Consider the following 16,120-nt stretch of genomic DNA (forward strand, 5'->3'; position numbering starts at 1 on the left):
TCAGGTCCGTTTCCTGCTGATGAAAAAGAAAGCCGTGACGATGCCGATCGACAGCACGAGGAAGGCCGTCGAGATCGCATTGACTTCCGGCGTGACGGTCCGCCGGAGCTGGCCGAGCATGTAGGTGGGCAGCGTGTCCTGGCCGCCCGATTTGACGAATTCGGTGATGACGACGTCATCCAGCGAGACGACGAAGGCGAGCATCAGTCCGGCGAGGATACCCGGCCAGAGCAATGGCAAGGTCACGTGCAGGAATGTCTTCCACTTCGTTGCGTAGAGGTCGGCCGCCGCGGTCTCCAGCGCCAGGTCCATGCTTTCAAGCCGCGCCCGGATCGGCAGATAGGCGAACGGGATGCAGAAGGCGGTGTGCGCGGCGACGAGGTAGCCGAGGCCGGAATAACCGGTCCAGATCTTGATGCGCGAGAACACGATCAGCAACGCCACCGCGGTGACGATCTCCGGCACCATCAGCGGCTGGTTGATGAAGGCGTATTTGAGGGTCAATCCCGGATACGGTTTGGTCCTGGTCGTCGCCAACGCCGCCATCGTGGCGGTGATCGTCGCCAGCACGGCGGCCACGGCGGCAATCTGGAACGAGCGGATAGACGCCTCGATGACCAGCCCATTGTTCCAGGCGATGTGGAACCAGCGCAGCGAGAAGCCTTTCCAGATCACAATGGAATCATTGTCGTTGAAGGCGTAGACCACGAGCGTGGCGATCGGCAGGTAAAGCAGGAAGAAACACAGCATCGCCACGCTGACGAAGCCGTTCTGCCGCCGGACGTCGAAGCGATTAGCCATGGGCGCCATCCGACCTTGTCGTGTTGCGGACATAGAACAGCAGCGCCACCATGACGATCGCCATCAAGGTGATCGAAAGCGCCGCACCGAGCGGCCAGTTTCTGCCCTGGCCAAACTGCAGCTCGATCAGGTTGCCGATCATCAGATTGGTGCCGCCGCCGAGCACCCTCGGCGTCACATAGGCGCCAAGCGAGGGGATGAAGACGAGGATCGAGCCGGCGACGATGCCCGGCGTGACCAGAGGGATGATGATGCGCTTCAGCACCTGGGACCGCGTCGCGTAGAGGTCGTAGCTTGCCTCGACCAATCGGAAATCGATCTTCTCCATGCTGGCGTATAGCGGCAGCACCATCAGCGGCAGGAACACGTAGACCATGCCGGCCAGGACGGCGAAATTGGTATAAATGAGCTGGACAGGATGGTCGGTGATCCCAAGCAACTGCAGCACCGAATTGATGATGCCGTCATTGCGCAGCACCTGCTGCATGGCGAAGGTGCGGATCAGAAGGTTGGTCCAGAACGGGATGGTGATCAGGAACAGCCAGATGTCGCGCCGGTGATCCGGCCGTGTGGCAATGAAATAGGCGGTGGGGAAGCCGAGGATCAGGGTCAGCACAGTGGTTGCCAGCGACAGCGACACCGAGCGCCAGAAGATCGACAGATATGCGGTGGCCAACGACAGCGTGTCGTCGAAGACGTCACGCTCGAACAGTACGCTCACCCAGGCATCGGTCGAGAACTGCCATTTCACATCGCCGTAATTGCCTGGCGTCAGGAAGGAATAGACGACCACGATCAGCAGCGGCCCAACGGCAGCGAGGAAGACGATCAGCAGCGCCGGGGTGGAAAGCAGCCAGCGTGACCTGATGTCGTGGCGTTCGGCCTTTTCGGCTACCTCTGTTGCGGTCGCCATGGCCCTAGTCCTTCAGCACTTGGGCAGCATCGTCGCCGATCGATATGCCGACCTTGTCGCCGTTTTCGAAGCCGCAGCTGGCGCTGCGCGAGTTCTGCTGGCGCACCATGAAGACGTCGCCTTCGTCCAGCCGGACATGGATGTGCGTGTCGGTGCCGAAATAGACGACGGTCTCGATCGTGCCGGTCAGGTCGCCGCGGCCTTTGACGAGCTTGGCATGCTCAGGCCGGACCATCAGCGTTGCGTTGCCGCCTGCGCGGAAACCCGCGGCGGCGGTCGCGCAGATCGTCGCACCCGAGCGCAAGGCGATCCGCGCCCGGCCATTGCCTGCACTTTCGACCATGCCGGTCAGGAAGTTCGCCTCGCCGATGAAGTCGGCGACGAAGCGTTCGGCCGGGTGGTCATAGACGTCCCAGGGCGTGCCGACCTGCAGGATGTTTCCCGACGACATCACGGCGATGCGGTCCGACATCGTCAGCGCTTCTTCCTGGTCGTGGGTGACGAAGATGAAGGTGATGCCGGTCTCGTGCTGCAGCCGCTTCAGTTCGATCTGCATTTCCTTGCGCAGCTTGTAGTCGAGCGCCGACAAGGGTTCGTCGAGGAGCAGCACTTTCGGCTGCGGCGCCAGTGCCCTGGCGAGCGCCACACGTTGCTGCTGGCCGCCTGAGATCTGGCTGGTGCGCCGGTTCCTCAATTCCTGCATGTGGACGAGTTTCAGCATCGCGTCGACACGAGCCTCGATCTCGGCCTTCGGCTTGCCAAGCATCTTCAGGCCAAAGCCGATGTTGTCGGCGACCGTCATGTGCGGAAACAGCGCATAGGACTGAAAGACGGTGTTGACCGGCCGCTTGAACGGCGGCAGCGGCGCGATGTCCTGGCCGTAGAGCAGGATTTCGCCGTCAGTCGGATAGTCGAAGCCGGCGATCAGCCGCAGCAGTGTCGTCTTTCCGCAGCCCGACGGGCCGAGCAGCGTGAAGAATTCATTTTCGTGTATCGCGACGGAGACGTTGTCGAGCGCTCTGACCTGGTCCTGACCGGTTCCCCGAAAGATCCTGGTGACGCCCTTCGCCTCAACGGCGGGCCGTATGGCTGTCAAGATATTCCCCTCTCCTCCGTGGTCATTCACCGGCGGAAACCGGCTGACCAACTTGATCCTCGCCATCAGCGATAACTATGACTAAACATACAGTCAATATCTTTTTGCGACCACCAGCACGGCATCGACCATTGACGATGCGGCCGATGCGTCGGTGAACCCGTCATGATATGGTCGAGGACGAGGCCATTGATGAATTGGGGCAAGTCGTGGCGTGATCGCCGCGGCCCTCAGGGTTTGGATCAAGGTCATGCGCCTGTTTCTGGCGGCCGTGCTGCTGATGACCATGGCGCTCTTCTCCGCCGCGCGCGGCGAGGAGCGTATCGCGCTGGTCGTCGCCAATCCGGCCTATGAGGGCGCACCGGCCATCGCCAACGCCGAACTCAGCGCCGAACTCGTGGCAGCGAGCCTGCGATCGCTTGGGTTCACGGTCCGGCAAGTGTCCGACGGCGACCGCGCCGATGTGGCGCACGCCATGTATGATTTCGCCAAATCGCTGAGTGCCGCCGATTCCATTGGTATCTTCTACTATGTCGGCCATACGGCGCAGGCCAATGACCGAAACTATCTGCTGACGCGCGATACGCGGACCGGCTCAAAGGAAGCGGTGGACCAGACGGCACTGCCTCTCGATCTGTTCATGCAAGCGCTCGAAGCCACACCGACATTGAAGGTGGTTGTGCTGGATAATCCCGGTGACGCGAACAACCCCACCCCGGGCGTGATGCAAGGTCTGGCGGCGGTCGGTCCGCTGTCCAGCGCCATCGTTGCCTTTTCCGCCAAGCCGGGACGTGTGGCGCTGAACGAAAACCGACCGGTCACGGTGTTTGCCGACGCGCTCACGGCCGCGCTGACCAGGCGGGGGGTGGACGTCGGCACCATACTCGCCTCGGTCGCGCAAACCGTCGCGGAGAAGACGCTCGGTGCCCAGTGGCCGTGGGTGGCATATGGCCTTTCGGCAGACAGCCATTTTGTACCGACGCCGGACGGGCCGGTCACCGCGGCACCTGCACCGACCGAGGCGCCGCCCGAGGCGGCCGCGCCCGAGCCCGCACCGGCGCCGCCGATGAGCGCAGACGGTGGCGGCTACGACAGCCCGCCGGGCGGCTACGATCTGGGGAGCGGCGGCTCGGCCATGGACGGCGGTGAGTACGGCTCCGGCGGCTACGATGGCAGCAGCCAGGGTTCCGGCAATCCCGACGAAGCCTCGACGGGAAACAGCGCCGACGAAGCCGCCGCATACGAGGAACACAAACGCCGGGAACAGCAGCGCCAGCAGTATGAAGAGCAGGCCCGACGGCAGTACGAGGAGCAAAGAAAGTATCAGGAAGACGCGGCTAAGGCTGCAGCCGCGGCTCAGAACAATCTCGGCGATACCTATCCAAAGGACGGCCAAGCCTCCGGCATGGAACCCGCCCCGCCTCCAGACGTACCATCGACCATGGAGCCACCTGCCCCGCTGCCTGACACGGCGACATCTGAAGAACCTCCGACCTTGCCGCCGGCCCCGGCGCCAGTGCCCGCCCCGCCGCCTGTCGTTGTGCCGCTTTCTCCGTCACCCGATTTTCCAGCGACCGCCAATGCGCCTTCGACGCCGGCTTTGGATCCGCCTCGCGCAACGATTTCTCCACCTGTCGACACCAATCCGATCGAAATCGTGCGGCATCCCACCATCGATGCGCCGGACGAGATTGTCGCCGGCGAGACTGTGACCGTTTCAATCGCGCTGACCGAGGCGCAATTGACGCCCGAAGTGAAGGTGAAGGCAGCGCCCGGCTCGTCTGTGACGGCGGACGGTGCGCTTTCCATGGCGATGCCGGCGGGAACCGACGCCTGGCCCATCGACATCGATCTCTTCGCCTCCGGCTTCGACCTCGCCGATGGCGGCAAATGGAGCCGGCAAACGACACTCTACCGCGAAGGCGACAGTGATGTCGTCCGCTTCGACCTCAAGGCGCGGCCCATTGCAAGGGACAGCAAGCCCGCCCAGTTCATCGCCCGTATCTATAGCGCCGGACGGTTTCTCGGATCGGCATCGCGACCCGTCATTGTTCGTCGAACGGCGCCCGTCGAAGCCAGCGCCCGAGATGCGACAGCCAATCGCGCTGCCGCACCCGCCATGCTGATGCTCGCCTCCGCCCCACCGCAGCCGGCGGTGACCGGCAGCGTCCAACTTGGCAATGCCAGTCCCGACGACGTCCCCGATCTCGATGTCACCATCCTTTATGACGATCCGAACGGACTGGGTCCTGGCCAGATCATCATCCATTCGCCGCATCTGGCCGGCCCGGTGACCGACATCTTCTCGACGCCACCGCAAATGACGGCATGGCTGGATTCCGAATACCGGCGGCTGCTGCAGCTCGGGTTGAGCTTGCGCGGCGCGGTATCGTTGCAGCAGCCTGTCGCAAGCAGCGACCCGGACGCGCAGAAGCGCTTTGTCACACTGGCCGCCGAGGGTTTTGGCGACGCGCTCTACCGCGATTATGTGCCCGCGGCGTTCAAGGATGTGTTCTGGTCGCTACGCGACAAGGGCGAACTGCATTCGATCCAGGTCACCTCGAACAGCCCCACGCTGCCGTGGGAGCTGATCCGCCCGCAAAGTGCCGACGGTGCAACCCGCGACGGCTTCCTCGGCATGAGCTACCGGCTGGCCCGCTGGGCGCCGCGCAGCACCTCCTCGCAGGTCGACAATCCACTCGTCCGCATGGCTTTCACCGGCGTCGCGGCCGTCGCTCCCTCCTATGTCGACAAGCAGTCGCTGCCATTCCAGGAGGTCGAGATAGACGCGTTGAGCAAGCTCGCCGGCTACCGCCGCTTCGATGGCGATTTCGTCTCTTTTGAAAAACTGGTCGGCGAGGTCTCGACCGGCTTCATCCATTTTTCCGGCCACGGCGAGGTCAACCAGCCGAGCAGCGGCCGGCCGGTGTTTGCCATCGACCTCGTTGACCAGTCGCTCGATCCCGATACCTGGCGCGCGCTGGTCAGCGCCGCGCACGGCAAGGGCAATCCGTTCTATTTCTTCAATGCCTGCGACACGGGCAAGTCCCAGCTGCTCGGCGGCTTCGTGCAAGGCTGGGGCCCGGCGGTCCTGGCCGGCGGCGCATCGGGCTTTATCGGCGGCATGTGGCCGCTGACCGACCGCGCCGCCGCCGCCTTCTCGAGCGACTTCTATGGCGGCATCAGCGCGCGGCTCAAGGACGGACCGGTTTACCTCGCCGAGATGCTGCAAGTGGTGCGCAAGCGCTTCTATGAAACCGGCGACCCGACCTATCTTGCCTATACGTTCTACGGCAACGCCAATCTGCAGGTGGTGGCGCAGTGAGCGGCCGACTCTTGCGTCACATCCTGGTCGCGGCGATCTGTTGACGAAACCACTCGAACGTCCGCCCGATGCCGTCCTGATAGCCGATTTTCGCTTCCCAACCAGGAAGGACATGCCTCGCCAAAGTCAGGTCCGGGCATCGGTTGGTTGGATCCTGGGGAACCGGAGGTCGGTGCTCGATGCGGCTGCCAGGGACAAGCGAGCTGACGAACTCAGCGATGCGCAGAACCGAAACCTCTTGATTGTTGCCGATGTTCAGCGGACCGCGGTGCGAGATGCTGTCGCGCCAGAAGAAACGTTCCAGTCCCTCGACGATGTCGTCGACATAACCCCAGCTGCGCGATTGGGAGCCGTCGCCGTAAACCGTCAGGACCCCTGTCGTCAGAGCCTGGATGACAAAGTTCGAAATGGCGCGGCCGTCGTCCATCCGTGTTCGCGGCCCATAGGTGTTGAAAATCCTGACGACACGAACATCAAGCCCGCTGACCCGCTGCTGCTCGAACAGCAATGCCTCGGTGCAGCGCTTGCTTTCATCATAGGCGGCCCTGGGACCTGTGCAGTCCACCGATCCCCTGTAACTTTCGGATTGCGGGGAAACCTGGGGATCGCCGTAAATCTCCGAGGTCGAGGCAAAGCAGAAACGACCGCCGGGCTTGAGCAGCGTCAGAAGATTGAGCGCACCACCTATGTTGGCCTTGATCGTGCGTATCGGCTCGCGCATGTACCAAATCGGCGAAGCGGGCGACGCGAGATGGATGATCTCGTCAAAGCGCTGACTGGATGAAAAGCTTTCGGCGTCGGCAACCTGGAGGCTGAAACGCGGGTCGGTGACATGCGCAATGTTGTCTCGCGTGCCGGTCCATAGATTGTCGACGACGACCAGTCTTTCCAGATCGCTTCGCCGCAGCAGACGGTCGATCAGATGTGAGCCTAAGAAACCGCAGCCACCTGAAACCAACACGCTGCGCGACATGGAAAATTCCCGCTCCAGACACCCGGCCAGTCAACGCGCCGCAGGGCTTGTTTCCCAAGAACATCGAATAGCTGGCTACCGCCACCGACCCAAAGTTCATCCGCCAATCAAGGTTCTCATCTACGTCGCGAAGGGCCGCAGGCGCAACGAGCAAGCTTTGTCGCACGCCATCGACGCGCGCGGGCCACCGGCCTCGGCTCAGGGAGAAACAACAAAATGTCTTCGGGAGTTACAGCGCCCGTTGTGGGCATGGCGTTCCGGCTGCGTCGCCGCAGCGCGACGCCGTGGGCTGAGGCCGAAAGCTCATCTCTTCGGACTGGCGCACCAGTGCGGCGAAGACAAGAGCGAAGCTTCCCAGCATCAGAAAGACGATGATAAGGCGTGCTACCGGCACTATGTCGGCCTCGATTGGCTAGGCCCCCGCCACCATCCACTGTCGGCTAACATGACCGATGCGGCTTTACGATAGTTTAACCCTCGTCTTAACCATCACATTCGCGTTGCCTTTGACATGATGCGCGAACGGCAGATCTGCATCTCGCCGTTTTGCGATCGCCTGCCGGCCGGAACAACGGCTCTCTTTGCAGACGTACCCTGCCCATGCTACCCCGGCGCTGGCGCGGCCCCGGCAACCGGCTGCCGCCAATCGGTCGTCATCGGGGAGCCATGAGCCAAACCGCCAGCCGCATCGCCTTCGTCTCGTCCGACACCGCTGACGCCAAGACGGCGCTGGAAAGCCTGTCGGCGCGCTATGGACAATCCTCCATCGAGGATGCCGGAATCGTCGTCGCCCTTGGCGGCGACGGCTTCCTGCTGCAGACCCTTCGCGACACGATGGGGACGGGCAAGAAGGTCTACGGCATGAACCGTGGCACCATCGGTTTCCTGATGAACGAATATCGCTCCGGTGGACTTACCGAGCGTCTCGCGGCCGCCGTCGCCGAAACGATCCGCCCGCTGGAGATGCTGGCGGTGACCTCGGAAGGCGAAACGGTTTCAGCGCTGGCGATCAACGAGGTGGCGCTTTGGCGCCAATCCTATCAGACGGCCAAGATCCGCATCACCGTCGACGAGCAGGTACGGCTCGAGGAACTGAGTTGCGACGGCGTGATGATCGCGACGCCTGCCGGGTCCACCGCCTACAATCTTTCCGCGCATGGGCCGATCCTGCCGCTAGACGCGCCGCTGCTGGCACTGACCCCGGTCAGCCCGTTTCGCCCGCGCCGCTGGCGCGGCGCACTGCTCTCCAACAAGGCGACCGTGCGCTTCGACATCCTCGAGCCGGAAAAGCGGCCGGTGAACGCCGCCGCCGACCATACCGAGGTCAAGGCGGTGACCTCGGTCACGGTGCGGGAATCATCAACCGCGACGGCAACGTTGCTGTTCGATCCCAATCATTCCTGGAACGAACGCATTCTCGCCGAGCAGTTCCGCTATTGAGCTAGCGCAGTGATCAACGCCTCGATTAAGCATCGCGATTAAGGTTACAACTTCACAATCGTGCCATTCCCGCCCGTTTCTGTTGACAAATCGTGGGCTTGCGCCTAATCGCAATACCAATCTTGCAGGCGCGTGGCGCTTGCCGCGACACACATGCTGTTGCGCTTCCCCGAACCAGCCAAAGACAACAACACTTGTCCTCAGACACCACGACCGCTCCAGAAGCGTTGACCTTTTCAGACCTAGGCCTGTCGCCGAAGGTCCTTTCCGCAGTCACCGATGCCGGCTACACCCAGCCGACGCCGATCCAGGCCGGCGCCATCCCGCACGCGCTTCTCGGCAAGGACGTGCTGGGCATCGCCCAGACCGGCACCGGCAAGACGGCATCCTTCGTGCTGCCCATGCTCACAAGGCTGGAAAAGGGGCGCGCCCGCGCCCGCATGCCGCGCACCCTCATTCTCGAGCCGACGCGTGAACTCGCGGCTCAGGTCGAGGAAAACTTCGTCAAATACGGCAAGAACCACAAGCTCAACATCGCGCTCTTGATCGGCGGCGTATCGTTCGACGAACAGGACAAGAAGCTGGAGCGCGGGGCCGACGTGCTGATCGCCACGCCCGGCCGACTGCTCGACCATCGCGAGCGCGGCAAGCTGCTGCTCAACGGCGTCGAAATCCTCGTCATCGACGAAGCGGACCGGATGCTCGACATGGGCTTCATCCCCGACATCGAGCGCATCTGCGAGATGATCCCGTTCACCAGGCAGACGCTGTTCTTCTCGGCGACGATGCCGCCGGAAATCACCAAGCTCACCGAGAAATTCCTGCACGCGCCGGTGCGCGTCGAGGTCTCGAAGGCCGCGTCGGCCGCCACCAACATCATCCAGCGCCTGGTCAAATCCGGCTCCAAGCCGTGGGACAAGCGCGAGACGCTGCGCAACCTGATCAAGGCCGAGGACGCGGAGCTGAAGAACGCCATCATCTTCTGCAACCGAAAGGTCGAGGTGTCGGAGCTGTTCCGCTCGCTGCTGAAGTATGATTTCGATGCCGGCGCGCTGCATGGCGACATGGACCAGCGTGCGCGCATGCAGATGCTGGCCAATTTCCGCGATGGCAAGCTGCGCTATCTCGTTGCTTCCGACGTCGCCGCACGTGGCCTCGACATCCCCGACGTCAGCCACGTCTTCAACTACGACGTGCCGATCCATGCCGAAGACTATGTCCATCGTATCGGCCGCACCGGCCGCGCCGGGCGCTCGGGCAAATCCTTCACCATCGCGACCAAGTCGGACACCAAGTATATCGACGCCATTGAGCGGCTGATCGGCAACAAGATCGAGTGGCATGATGGCGACCTGTCGACGGTGGTCGCCAGCGAAGGCGGCGAGGACGATGCTCCGCGCCGTGGCAAAGGCGCGCCGCGCCGTGCCGGCCGCAAGGACGACGATCGCAAGGACAGGGGCGAGCGCAAGAGGGGCGGCGAACGCCGCTCCAAACACAGCGAGGAAGACGCCCCGCCCGTCATTGCGCAGCAGCACGAACAGCCTGACGTGGCAGAGACCGCAGTCACCGACATCGGCGAACGCCGCGCGCGCAAGGATGCGATCCGCTCGGAAAACACCGAGCGCAAATCATCCGATCGCAACGAACCCCGCGCTCCGGAACGTGGTGACACCAGGCCGCAACGCGACAGCAACCGCCCTGCCCGCCACCGCCAGGAAGACAACGACACCACTGTCGGCTTCGGCGACGACATGCCGGCCTTCATGCGGATCGTCGCCAAGGTCTGATCCCCAGCCGCGCGTCCAGAGGATGCGCGGCAACGGCTTGATCTGCCCGGTCAGTCCTGACCTGGGAACCTTCAAACAGTCTGTCGATGCTACAGGCTTTTGAGTTCCAGGCGGGATGCCAATAGATCCAGAAACGCGCGAACCTTGGCTGAAGATGACCGGCCTTCCTGCCACAAGGCGTGGATCGGCACCAGCGCCGGCTCGAATTCAGTCAAAACCAGTTCGACGCGACCATCGTCCACCAGATGTCTTATCTGCCAAAGCGGCGAGAAGCCCAAACCCAGTCCGTGGATTGCGGCAGCATAGACCGAGGTCATCAGATTGGAGCGAAAAGCGCCTGAGACCTTGACTGCCCGGGGTTTCCCGTCGACCTGAAACGTCCATTCACCTGGACGCTCGTTAGCGGTTCTGACGATGCAGCTGTGCTCACTCAGTTCGAAGGGATGGGTCGGCCGGCCGCACCGCGCAAAATAGGAAGGCGCGCCGAACACAACGCGACGCAACGCTCCCAGGCGTTTGGCTTTCAAGTTGGAGTCCGGCAAGTCGCCGATGCGTATTGCCAGATCGAGACCTTCAGCACCAAGATCGGCAAATCCATCGGAAAGTTGAAGATCGACCTCGACCCGGGGAAACGTCCGCATGTATTCGGCGATGACAGGCATCAGGACGTTCGGCCCAAACAGAACCGGCGCCCCGATGCGCAGGACGCCCGATGGCTCCGATCGTTGATTGATCGCTTGAAGACTTGCGTCGTTTATCTCGTCGACCGCGGGCTTGATCCGGTTGAAAAAGGCTGCCCCGACTTCACTCGGTGTCGAGCGACGCGTTGTCCTGTGGACCAACTCGACGCCGACTGATTCCTCCAACGCCGCCAAGGATCGGCTGACCGACTGCAGCGAGCGATTCAGCCGGCGTGCAGCAGCCGTCAGACTTCCAAGCTCGATGATCGCGATGAAAGCCTCGAAATCGTCTATCCGGCTCATGCATTCTCCGATCATCGACATAATCTATCACAGTTCAGGACAATTGTAACGCCGTTTGCGACATCGTACCTCTCTGCAAGTTGTCCCGCGAGGACAGGCTTGATGGAAGGGAGTTGTCATGGAAGCACCCAATCCAACCGTACTGGTTGTTGGCGCCAGCGGCCGATTTGCCGGATTGGTCGTGCCCGAACTTGTGCGCCGCAATGCCACGGTTCGCGCGCTCGTCCATGATCCGGAGAACGCCGAGAAGGCCCGAATGCTAGGGGCATCCGAGGTCGCCACTGGCGATTTACGCAATCGCCGGAGCCTCGAAAGCGCTGTCGAGGGCGTTGACGGGGTCTTCCATATTGGACCGGCCTTTGCCCCCGATGAAGCCGCCATGGGGGTTGCCATGGTTGAAGCCGCTGCGCAGGCGGGCGTTCAGAAATTCGTCTTCTCGTCGGTGATCCAGCCGACCAATACGAAGCTGAAAAACCATGCAAGCAAGGTGCCAGTCGAGAACGCTCTCTACTCGACGACGATGGAATATACGATCCTGCATCCTGCCAATTTCATGCAGAATATCGCAGCGGCCTGGCCGTCGGTCGTTGAGCACGGTGTTTTCTCGGAACCGTTTCCAAAGACGGCGAAGGTGGCGCGTGTCGATTACCGCGATGTTGCTGAAGTGGCAGCGATCGCCTTGACCGAAGCGCGACTGTCCCATGCGACGATCGAGCTCTGCGCGGGTATGCACAGCCGGGAAGAGATCGCGTCGATGATGGGAGAGGAACTTGGCCGCCCGGTCATCGCGGGCGAGCCGACATTTGCCGAGTGGGCTGCGAATGTCCGCCTCCCCTACAACGACCTCCAGATGCAATCGTTGGCCAGGGTATATGGCCACTACGCCCTCCATGGCCTTGGCGGGAACAGTCTGACATTGCGCGCCGCTCTGGGCCGCGAACCGCGTTCGTTGCGCAGCTTCATTCGCAACCTGGCCCTGCAAACGGCACACGCCACCTGATCGCGCTCAGCCGCGCATGCGTCCACTTTCTGAACAGGAGATACTTGATGCGAGCGTCATCGGACAAAGTTTTGAAATCGAGGAAACTACCGCCCTCCTACAATGCGCTGGTAATGCCATTCGTTCTTTCCATCTTGATGTCGAGCATTGTTTCGGCAGTATCGACGCTGATCAATGCGGGCTGGACAACCGGTTTCGTGGCGACCTGGCCGTATGCATGGGGAGCATCATGGCTTGTGGCGTTTCCGAGTCTGCTGCTGGTCTTGCCGATCGTTCGCCGGATCGTGGCGGCAATTGTCGATCAGCCGACCTCGTCCTGATGGCGTAGCCAGGGACTGATCCCAACCGCTTTCGAGGGCAAGCCAGCCATCGGCTTGCCCTCACGGTAAGCTCCTACCGGTTCATCGTTTCACGGAAACGCCGAACCGCTCCAACTCTTGCTTTGACGCAGTTCCCTGAGGGAAAGCGCTATGCGCGTTCCCGGGAAAACCGTCTCAGACTTCTCCGGGGAATTGCCACTTTGTTTGGATGCAATTCCGGACGGAAAACCGCTTCACACTTTTCCTGGAATTGCCTCTTTGTTTGGACGCAATTCCGGACGGAAAACCGCTTCACACTTTTCCTGGAATTGCTCCCAGCCTGGCTCGCCCGTTACATCGGGCCAGGCATCATCTTGGTCGGTTTCTCCAGCATCGGAAACTCGGCCTTGTTGCATTTCACCTTCGGGTTCGTCGGACTGAACAGGCCATTCGGATTGTCCACGAACCAGGCGTGAAGATCGTAGTGGACGAACTCCCTCGGGATGAGCGGATAGTGTCCCTCCATCGGGCCCATGAAGGTTTGGCCGAACAGCTTCGGCGGCGCCTTGATGTCCGGCGTCAGCGGCACCAGCCATTCGGCGCCGACCAGGCGCAGGCCTTTTTTCGTCGGTTCGTAGATCAGCACATTGGGGTGCATCGGATCGAGTTTTTGGCCGACACTTGGGACGTTGACGAAATGGATACCCATGGCGCCTTTCGGGTAATCCATCGTGCCCGGTATCTTTTCTCCGCTGTAGTAAACGCAGCCGACCGTCGATAGATAGAGGTCGCGGACGGCGGTGGTGTAGTCTTCATATTTGGCAAGCGACTTCTTCAAGGCGTCTATGTCGGCCTTGCCGGCATCCTCGGCCTGAGCCGTGGCGACGCCCAACCATGCGCCCACAAGAGTGGTTAAAGCGAGGACGCCGCAGCGCCCAAGGCTGGCTGTTCTTGTCATGCATTCCTCCCAGATTTTCTGAATCTGGCCGTGCAAGACCGAGGCGGGAAAAAATGCTGATTGCGCGGCCAGTTGTATCCGCCTCATCCCCTCCGGAACAGGGTCGATGCTATTCCTTTCCGTGGCTGCGGGAAACTAGTTAGTTAGAACTAGCTAATTCTCTGAGCGCCAATCTGCGCCGCCATCCGCTCAAACAAAAACGGCCCCACATATGGGGCCGTTTTGCATTCGCTTGCCGGACAAATCAGGTGAGCGGCGACAGCTGGATCTCGACGCGGCGGTTCTGGGCGCGGCCTTCGGCCGTCGCATTGGATGCGATCGGCCGTGTCTTGCCGAAACCGGTGACGGCGAAGCGGCGCTGATCGACGCCCTGGCCGGACAGGTAGTTGGCGACCGCCAGCGCACGCCGCTGCGACAGATCGAAATTGTGCTGGTCGCCACCGGTCGAATCGGTGTGGCCGAAAACGTCGACCGTGGTCTGCTTGAACTTCTTCAGCACCAGCGCGACCGAATTCAGCACCTGGTAGAAGCCGGGCTTCACGGCATCCTGATCCGTGTTGAAGGTGATGTCGGACGGCATGTTGAGGATGATCTGGTCGCCGCTGCGGGTGACGCTGACACCGGTGCCCTGAAGCTGTCGGCGCAGCTCGGCCTCGTTCTGGTCCATCGTGGCGCCGATGGCACCGCCGGCAAGTGCGCCGATACCCGCGCCGATCAGTGCGTTGCGGCGGTCGTTGCCGCCGGCAAGCAGGCCGAGGCTGGCACCTGCCAGGGCGCCAAGACCGGCACCCGCGGCGGTGTTGGAAATCTTCTGGTCGCCCGTGTACGGATCGGTGGTGGTGCAGGCGCTCACAAGCAAAGCCGTCGCCACAACGACGAGCACAGTCTTTTTCATAGGATCGTCCCTCTCCAGATCACGCCACTGCGATGGCGCCAAATCAGCCCTTCCCGCGACTTGTAACATGAAATGCGGCGAAAAGCGGAACGGCAAAAGCTGCCGCAACGGCTTTTCCCCGGCGCCGATTGGCCGGTCGGCCTCATGGCGAGGCTACCAGAGATTCTTGCCGTCGATGACGACCACTTCGACCTTGTCGAGATCGAAATCGTCGAAGAGCCGCGAATTGACACTGGTCTTGGGATTGTCGAAATCAGGCTCGCCGGTCGACCAATCCGGCGTTTCCGTGAAGGTGCCGCAGCCGCATGTGGCGCAAAAACCGTGCTTTACGGTTTTTGATCCCCATTGGTAGACGGAAACGTTCTCCGGCGGGCTGGTGAGCTTGAACTGCGACGGAACGTAGTAGGCCCAGAGCGAGCCGCGTTTCGAGCAGAACGAGCAGGTGCATTGCGTGACCGTCCGTGGCGCCTGCGAAACCTCGAATGTCGTCCCCTTACAATGACAGCTAGCCTTGATGGTCATCAACGAACTCCTCCTGTCGCCCGCCGCCTCGCACGGCAAAGGCAGCATAAAGAGGCGCTCCTGACAACTCTCTGTCAGCAGAGGCGCCAGACGGCGCGCAGTTTGAACTTTCCGGCCTGGATCCTGGACAGACAGGCCTAGAAGGACGACGGCGGCACGAACAGGCAGATGGTCTTGCCGGCATCGAGCCCGGCTTCATGCGCGCACCAATGGAACTCGCCGTCGGGCGAATCCTTGATTCGTCTGTCGCTGTAGGCCAACACCTCCCCGGTGTCCTTGATGACATAACCTTCCGGGCGCTCGCTGATCGAGGTTTGCGACACCTCATGGCAATCGTAGTTGGCGCAGCAGGCGAACGGATAGCTCCAGCCTTGCGGCTTCGCCGCGGTCGGCTTGGCATCATGCGCCAACGCCGGCGAGGACAGCATTGCTATCATTGGAATTGCAAGCAGGGAAAACAGGAGTCGGCCGGCCGGTCGAACGGCTTTGGCCGATCTGGGTGTGGCAGACATGGAAACGTTCCTTTCAAACGAGCCATAAAGCGTTTCGCTTGCCCGTTCCCCGAACGTCTCGTCCCAGCGGCCGGATCGTCAGCTAGCAGATATGCCGCGCCCAGCCATAAATGCTTTTTGTCTCCCCTCAACGCGGTGATGGTGAGCGCAAATGTGAGTCGGCGCAAGAAATTGCTACGTGGCCGACCGACGCCTATCCGTCGCCAGATCCGGCAATCACGTGCTCTTGATATTGTGGCAAGTCGTCGGTGATGGTGAACCAGCCCGCCTTGGAGCCCACGAAGATATGGGCGGACGGGCGGATGGACGGATCGTCGGCGAGGGTTCCCATCGCCACGTGGACAAAAGCGCCCTCGCGAACCAGCGAATAGAGCAATGAGCCGCACAGCCCGCAATGCGCATCATGGCCGCTTTGATCGCCGAAGATCAGAAACTTGTCCTCGCCTTCGCTCAAGGCAAATTTTTCGCGCTCGATACCGGCGAACGGCTTGAAGGCCGAACCCGTGGTTCGTCGGCAATTGGAACAGTGGCAGTTGGCAGCGTAAACAAACTCGTCCCGAACGGCGTATTGCACAGCGCCGCACAGACATTTTCCGACAAGCTTGCGAGCCATCGT

General features: G+C 61.7%; 15 protein-coding genes. 5 read left to right on the forward strand and 10 right to left on the reverse strand.

From position 1 onward, the window contains the following. The 3 genes from AC07FD_RS24615 to AC07FD_RS24625 are packed head-to-tail and all read right to left on the reverse strand — an operon-like array spanning position 1 to position 2,876. Positions 1 to 801 (reverse strand): ABC transporter permease, encoded by an 801-nt coding sequence (locus AC07FD_RS24615; RefSeq protein WP_478351961.1) that lies wholly within the window; start codon positions 799 to 801, stop codon positions 1 to 3. Then, positions 794 to 1,714 carry an ABC transporter permease gene (locus tag AC07FD_RS24620; RefSeq protein ID WP_478351962.1) on the reverse strand — a complete coding sequence of 307 codons (921 nt, stop codon included), beginning with the start codon at positions 1,712 to 1,714 and terminating at the stop codon, positions 794 to 796. Before AC07FD_RS24620 ends, AC07FD_RS24615 begins: the two co-directional genes overlap by 8 nt. A 4-nt stretch (positions 1,715 to 1,718) precedes the next feature. Beyond that, complete coding sequence (locus AC07FD_RS24625) at positions 1,719 to 2,876, reverse strand: ABC transporter ATP-binding protein (protein ID WP_478351963.1); 1,158 nt, start codon at positions 2,874 to 2,876, stop codon at positions 1,719 to 1,721. A 184-nt stretch (positions 2,877 to 3,060) separates the two neighbouring features. Here AC07FD_RS24625 and AC07FD_RS24630 point away from each other — a divergent pair, with 184 nt between their 5' ends. After that, positions 3,061 to 6,135 carry a caspase family protein gene (locus tag AC07FD_RS24630; protein WP_478351964.1) on the forward strand — a complete coding sequence of 1,025 codons (3,075 nt, stop codon included), beginning with the start codon at positions 3,061 to 3,063 and terminating at the stop codon, positions 6,133 to 6,135. A 16-nt stretch (positions 6,136 to 6,151) separates the two neighbouring features. Here AC07FD_RS24630 and AC07FD_RS24635 read toward each other — a convergent pair whose 3' ends face one another. Continuing rightward, entirely contained in the window at positions 6,152 to 7,108 is a 957-nt protein-coding gene (locus AC07FD_RS24635) for an NAD-dependent epimerase/dehydratase family protein (RefSeq protein ID WP_478351965.1), read from the reverse strand. A gap of 666 nt (positions 7,109 to 7,774) precedes the next feature. Here AC07FD_RS24635 and AC07FD_RS24640 point away from each other — a divergent pair. Together AC07FD_RS24640 and AC07FD_RS24645 are read left to right on the forward strand one after the other, a co-directional pair. After that, entirely contained in the window at positions 7,775 to 8,548 is a 774-nt protein-coding gene (locus tag AC07FD_RS24640; RefSeq protein ID WP_478351966.1) for an NAD kinase, read from the forward strand. A 194-nt stretch (positions 8,549 to 8,742) separates the two neighbouring features. Continuing rightward, positions 8,743 to 10,335 (forward strand): DEAD/DEAH box helicase, encoded by a 1,593-nt coding sequence (locus AC07FD_RS24645; protein WP_478351967.1) that lies wholly within the window; start codon positions 8,743 to 8,745, stop codon positions 10,333 to 10,335. Between the two features lie 89 nt (positions 10,336 to 10,424). Here AC07FD_RS24645 and AC07FD_RS24650 read toward each other — a convergent pair whose 3' ends face one another. Next, a complete protein-coding gene (locus tag AC07FD_RS24650) occupies positions 10,425 to 11,339 on the reverse strand; it encodes a LysR family transcriptional regulator (protein WP_478351968.1) in 915 nt (304 codons plus the stop codon). A 97-nt stretch (positions 11,340 to 11,436) separates the two neighbouring features. Here AC07FD_RS24650 and AC07FD_RS24655 point away from each other — a divergent pair, with 97 nt between their 5' ends. Continuing rightward, on the forward strand, positions 11,437 to 12,318 hold the full coding sequence (locus AC07FD_RS24655; RefSeq protein ID WP_478351969.1) for an NmrA/HSCARG family protein: 882 nt from the start codon (positions 11,437 to 11,439) through the stop codon (positions 12,316 to 12,318). 47 nt (positions 12,319 to 12,365) lie between these two features. Next, positions 12,366 to 12,638 carry a DUF2798 domain-containing protein gene (locus AC07FD_RS24660; protein WP_457154898.1) on the forward strand — a complete coding sequence of 91 codons (273 nt, stop codon included), beginning with the start codon at positions 12,366 to 12,368 and terminating at the stop codon, positions 12,636 to 12,638. Between the two features lie 331 nt (positions 12,639 to 12,969). Here the strand turns inward: AC07FD_RS24660 and AC07FD_RS24665 are convergent, their stop codons facing one another. From AC07FD_RS24665 to AC07FD_RS24685, 5 genes are all read right to left on the reverse strand, one after another. After that, a complete protein-coding gene (locus tag AC07FD_RS24665; RefSeq protein WP_478351970.1) occupies positions 12,970 to 13,575 on the reverse strand; it encodes a hypothetical protein in 606 nt (201 codons plus the stop codon). A 244-nt stretch (positions 13,576 to 13,819) separates the two neighbouring features. After that, a complete protein-coding gene (locus AC07FD_RS24670) occupies positions 13,820 to 14,470 on the reverse strand; it encodes a YiaD family glycine zipper/OmpA-like lipoprotein (protein ID WP_095090696.1) in 651 nt (216 codons plus the stop codon). A 153-nt stretch (positions 14,471 to 14,623) separates the two neighbouring features. Further along, positions 14,624 to 14,992, reverse strand: a complete 369-nt coding sequence (locus AC07FD_RS24675; RefSeq protein ID WP_478351971.1) for a GFA family protein — start codon at positions 14,990 to 14,992, stop codon at positions 14,624 to 14,626. A gap of 137 nt (positions 14,993 to 15,129) precedes the next feature. After that, a complete protein-coding gene (locus tag AC07FD_RS24680; RefSeq protein WP_095090697.1) occupies positions 15,130 to 15,504 on the reverse strand; it encodes a hypothetical protein in 375 nt (124 codons plus the stop codon). 193 nt (positions 15,505 to 15,697) lie between these two features. Continuing rightward, on the reverse strand, positions 15,698 to 16,117 hold the full coding sequence (locus AC07FD_RS24685) for a GFA family protein (protein ID WP_478351972.1): 420 nt from the start codon (positions 16,115 to 16,117) through the stop codon (positions 15,698 to 15,700). Positions 16,118 to 16,120 lie beyond the last annotated feature (3 nt).

The sequence above is a fragment of the Mesorhizobium waitakense genome (genome assembly GCF_056431085.1).

Bases quoted from the DNA above. Each gene is read 5' to 3' on its own strand.
- AC07FD_RS24615 (WP_478351961.1), bottom strand. From the start codon at position 801: ATGGCTAATCGCTTCGACGTCCGGCGGCAGAACGGCTTCGTCAGCGTG.
- AC07FD_RS24620 (WP_478351962.1), bottom strand. From the start codon at position 1,714: ATGGCGACCGCAACAGAGGTAGCCGAAAAGGCCGAACGCCACGACATC.
- AC07FD_RS24625 (WP_478351963.1), bottom strand. From the start codon at position 2,876: ATGGCGAGGATCAAGTTGGTCAGCCGGTTTCCGCCGGTGAATGACCAC.
- AC07FD_RS24630 (WP_478351964.1), top strand. From the start codon at position 3,061: ATGCGCCTGTTTCTGGCGGCCGTGCTGCTGATGACCATGGCGCTCTTC.
- AC07FD_RS24635 (WP_478351965.1), bottom strand. From the start codon at position 7,108: ATGTCGCGCAGCGTGTTGGTTTCAGGTGGCTGCGGTTTCTTAGGCTCA.
- AC07FD_RS24640 (WP_478351966.1), top strand. From the start codon at position 7,775: ATGAGCCAAACCGCCAGCCGCATCGCCTTCGTCTCGTCCGACACCGCT.
- AC07FD_RS24650 (WP_478351968.1), bottom strand. From the start codon at position 11,339: ATGTCGATGATCGGAGAATGCATGAGCCGGATAGACGATTTCGAGGCT.
- AC07FD_RS24655 (WP_478351969.1), top strand. From the start codon at position 11,437: ATGGAAGCACCCAATCCAACCGTACTGGTTGTTGGCGCCAGCGGCCGA.
- AC07FD_RS24660 (WP_457154898.1), top strand. From the start codon at position 12,366: ATGCGAGCGTCATCGGACAAAGTTTTGAAATCGAGGAAACTACCGCCC.
- AC07FD_RS24665 (WP_478351970.1), bottom strand. From the start codon at position 13,575: ATGACAAGAACAGCCAGCCTTGGGCGCTGCGGCGTCCTCGCTTTAACC.
- AC07FD_RS24670 (WP_095090696.1), bottom strand. From the start codon at position 14,470: ATGAAAAAGACTGTGCTCGTCGTTGTGGCGACGGCTTTGCTTGTGAGC.
- AC07FD_RS24675 (WP_478351971.1), bottom strand. From the start codon at position 14,992: ATGACCATCAAGGCTAGCTGTCATTGTAAGGGGACGACATTCGAGGTT.
- AC07FD_RS24680 (WP_095090697.1), bottom strand. From the start codon at position 15,504: ATGTCTGCCACACCCAGATCGGCCAAAGCCGTTCGACCGGCCGGCCGA.
- AC07FD_RS24685 (WP_478351972.1), bottom strand. From the start codon at position 16,117: ATGGCTCGCAAGCTTGTCGGAAAATGTCTGTGCGGCGCTGTGCAATAC.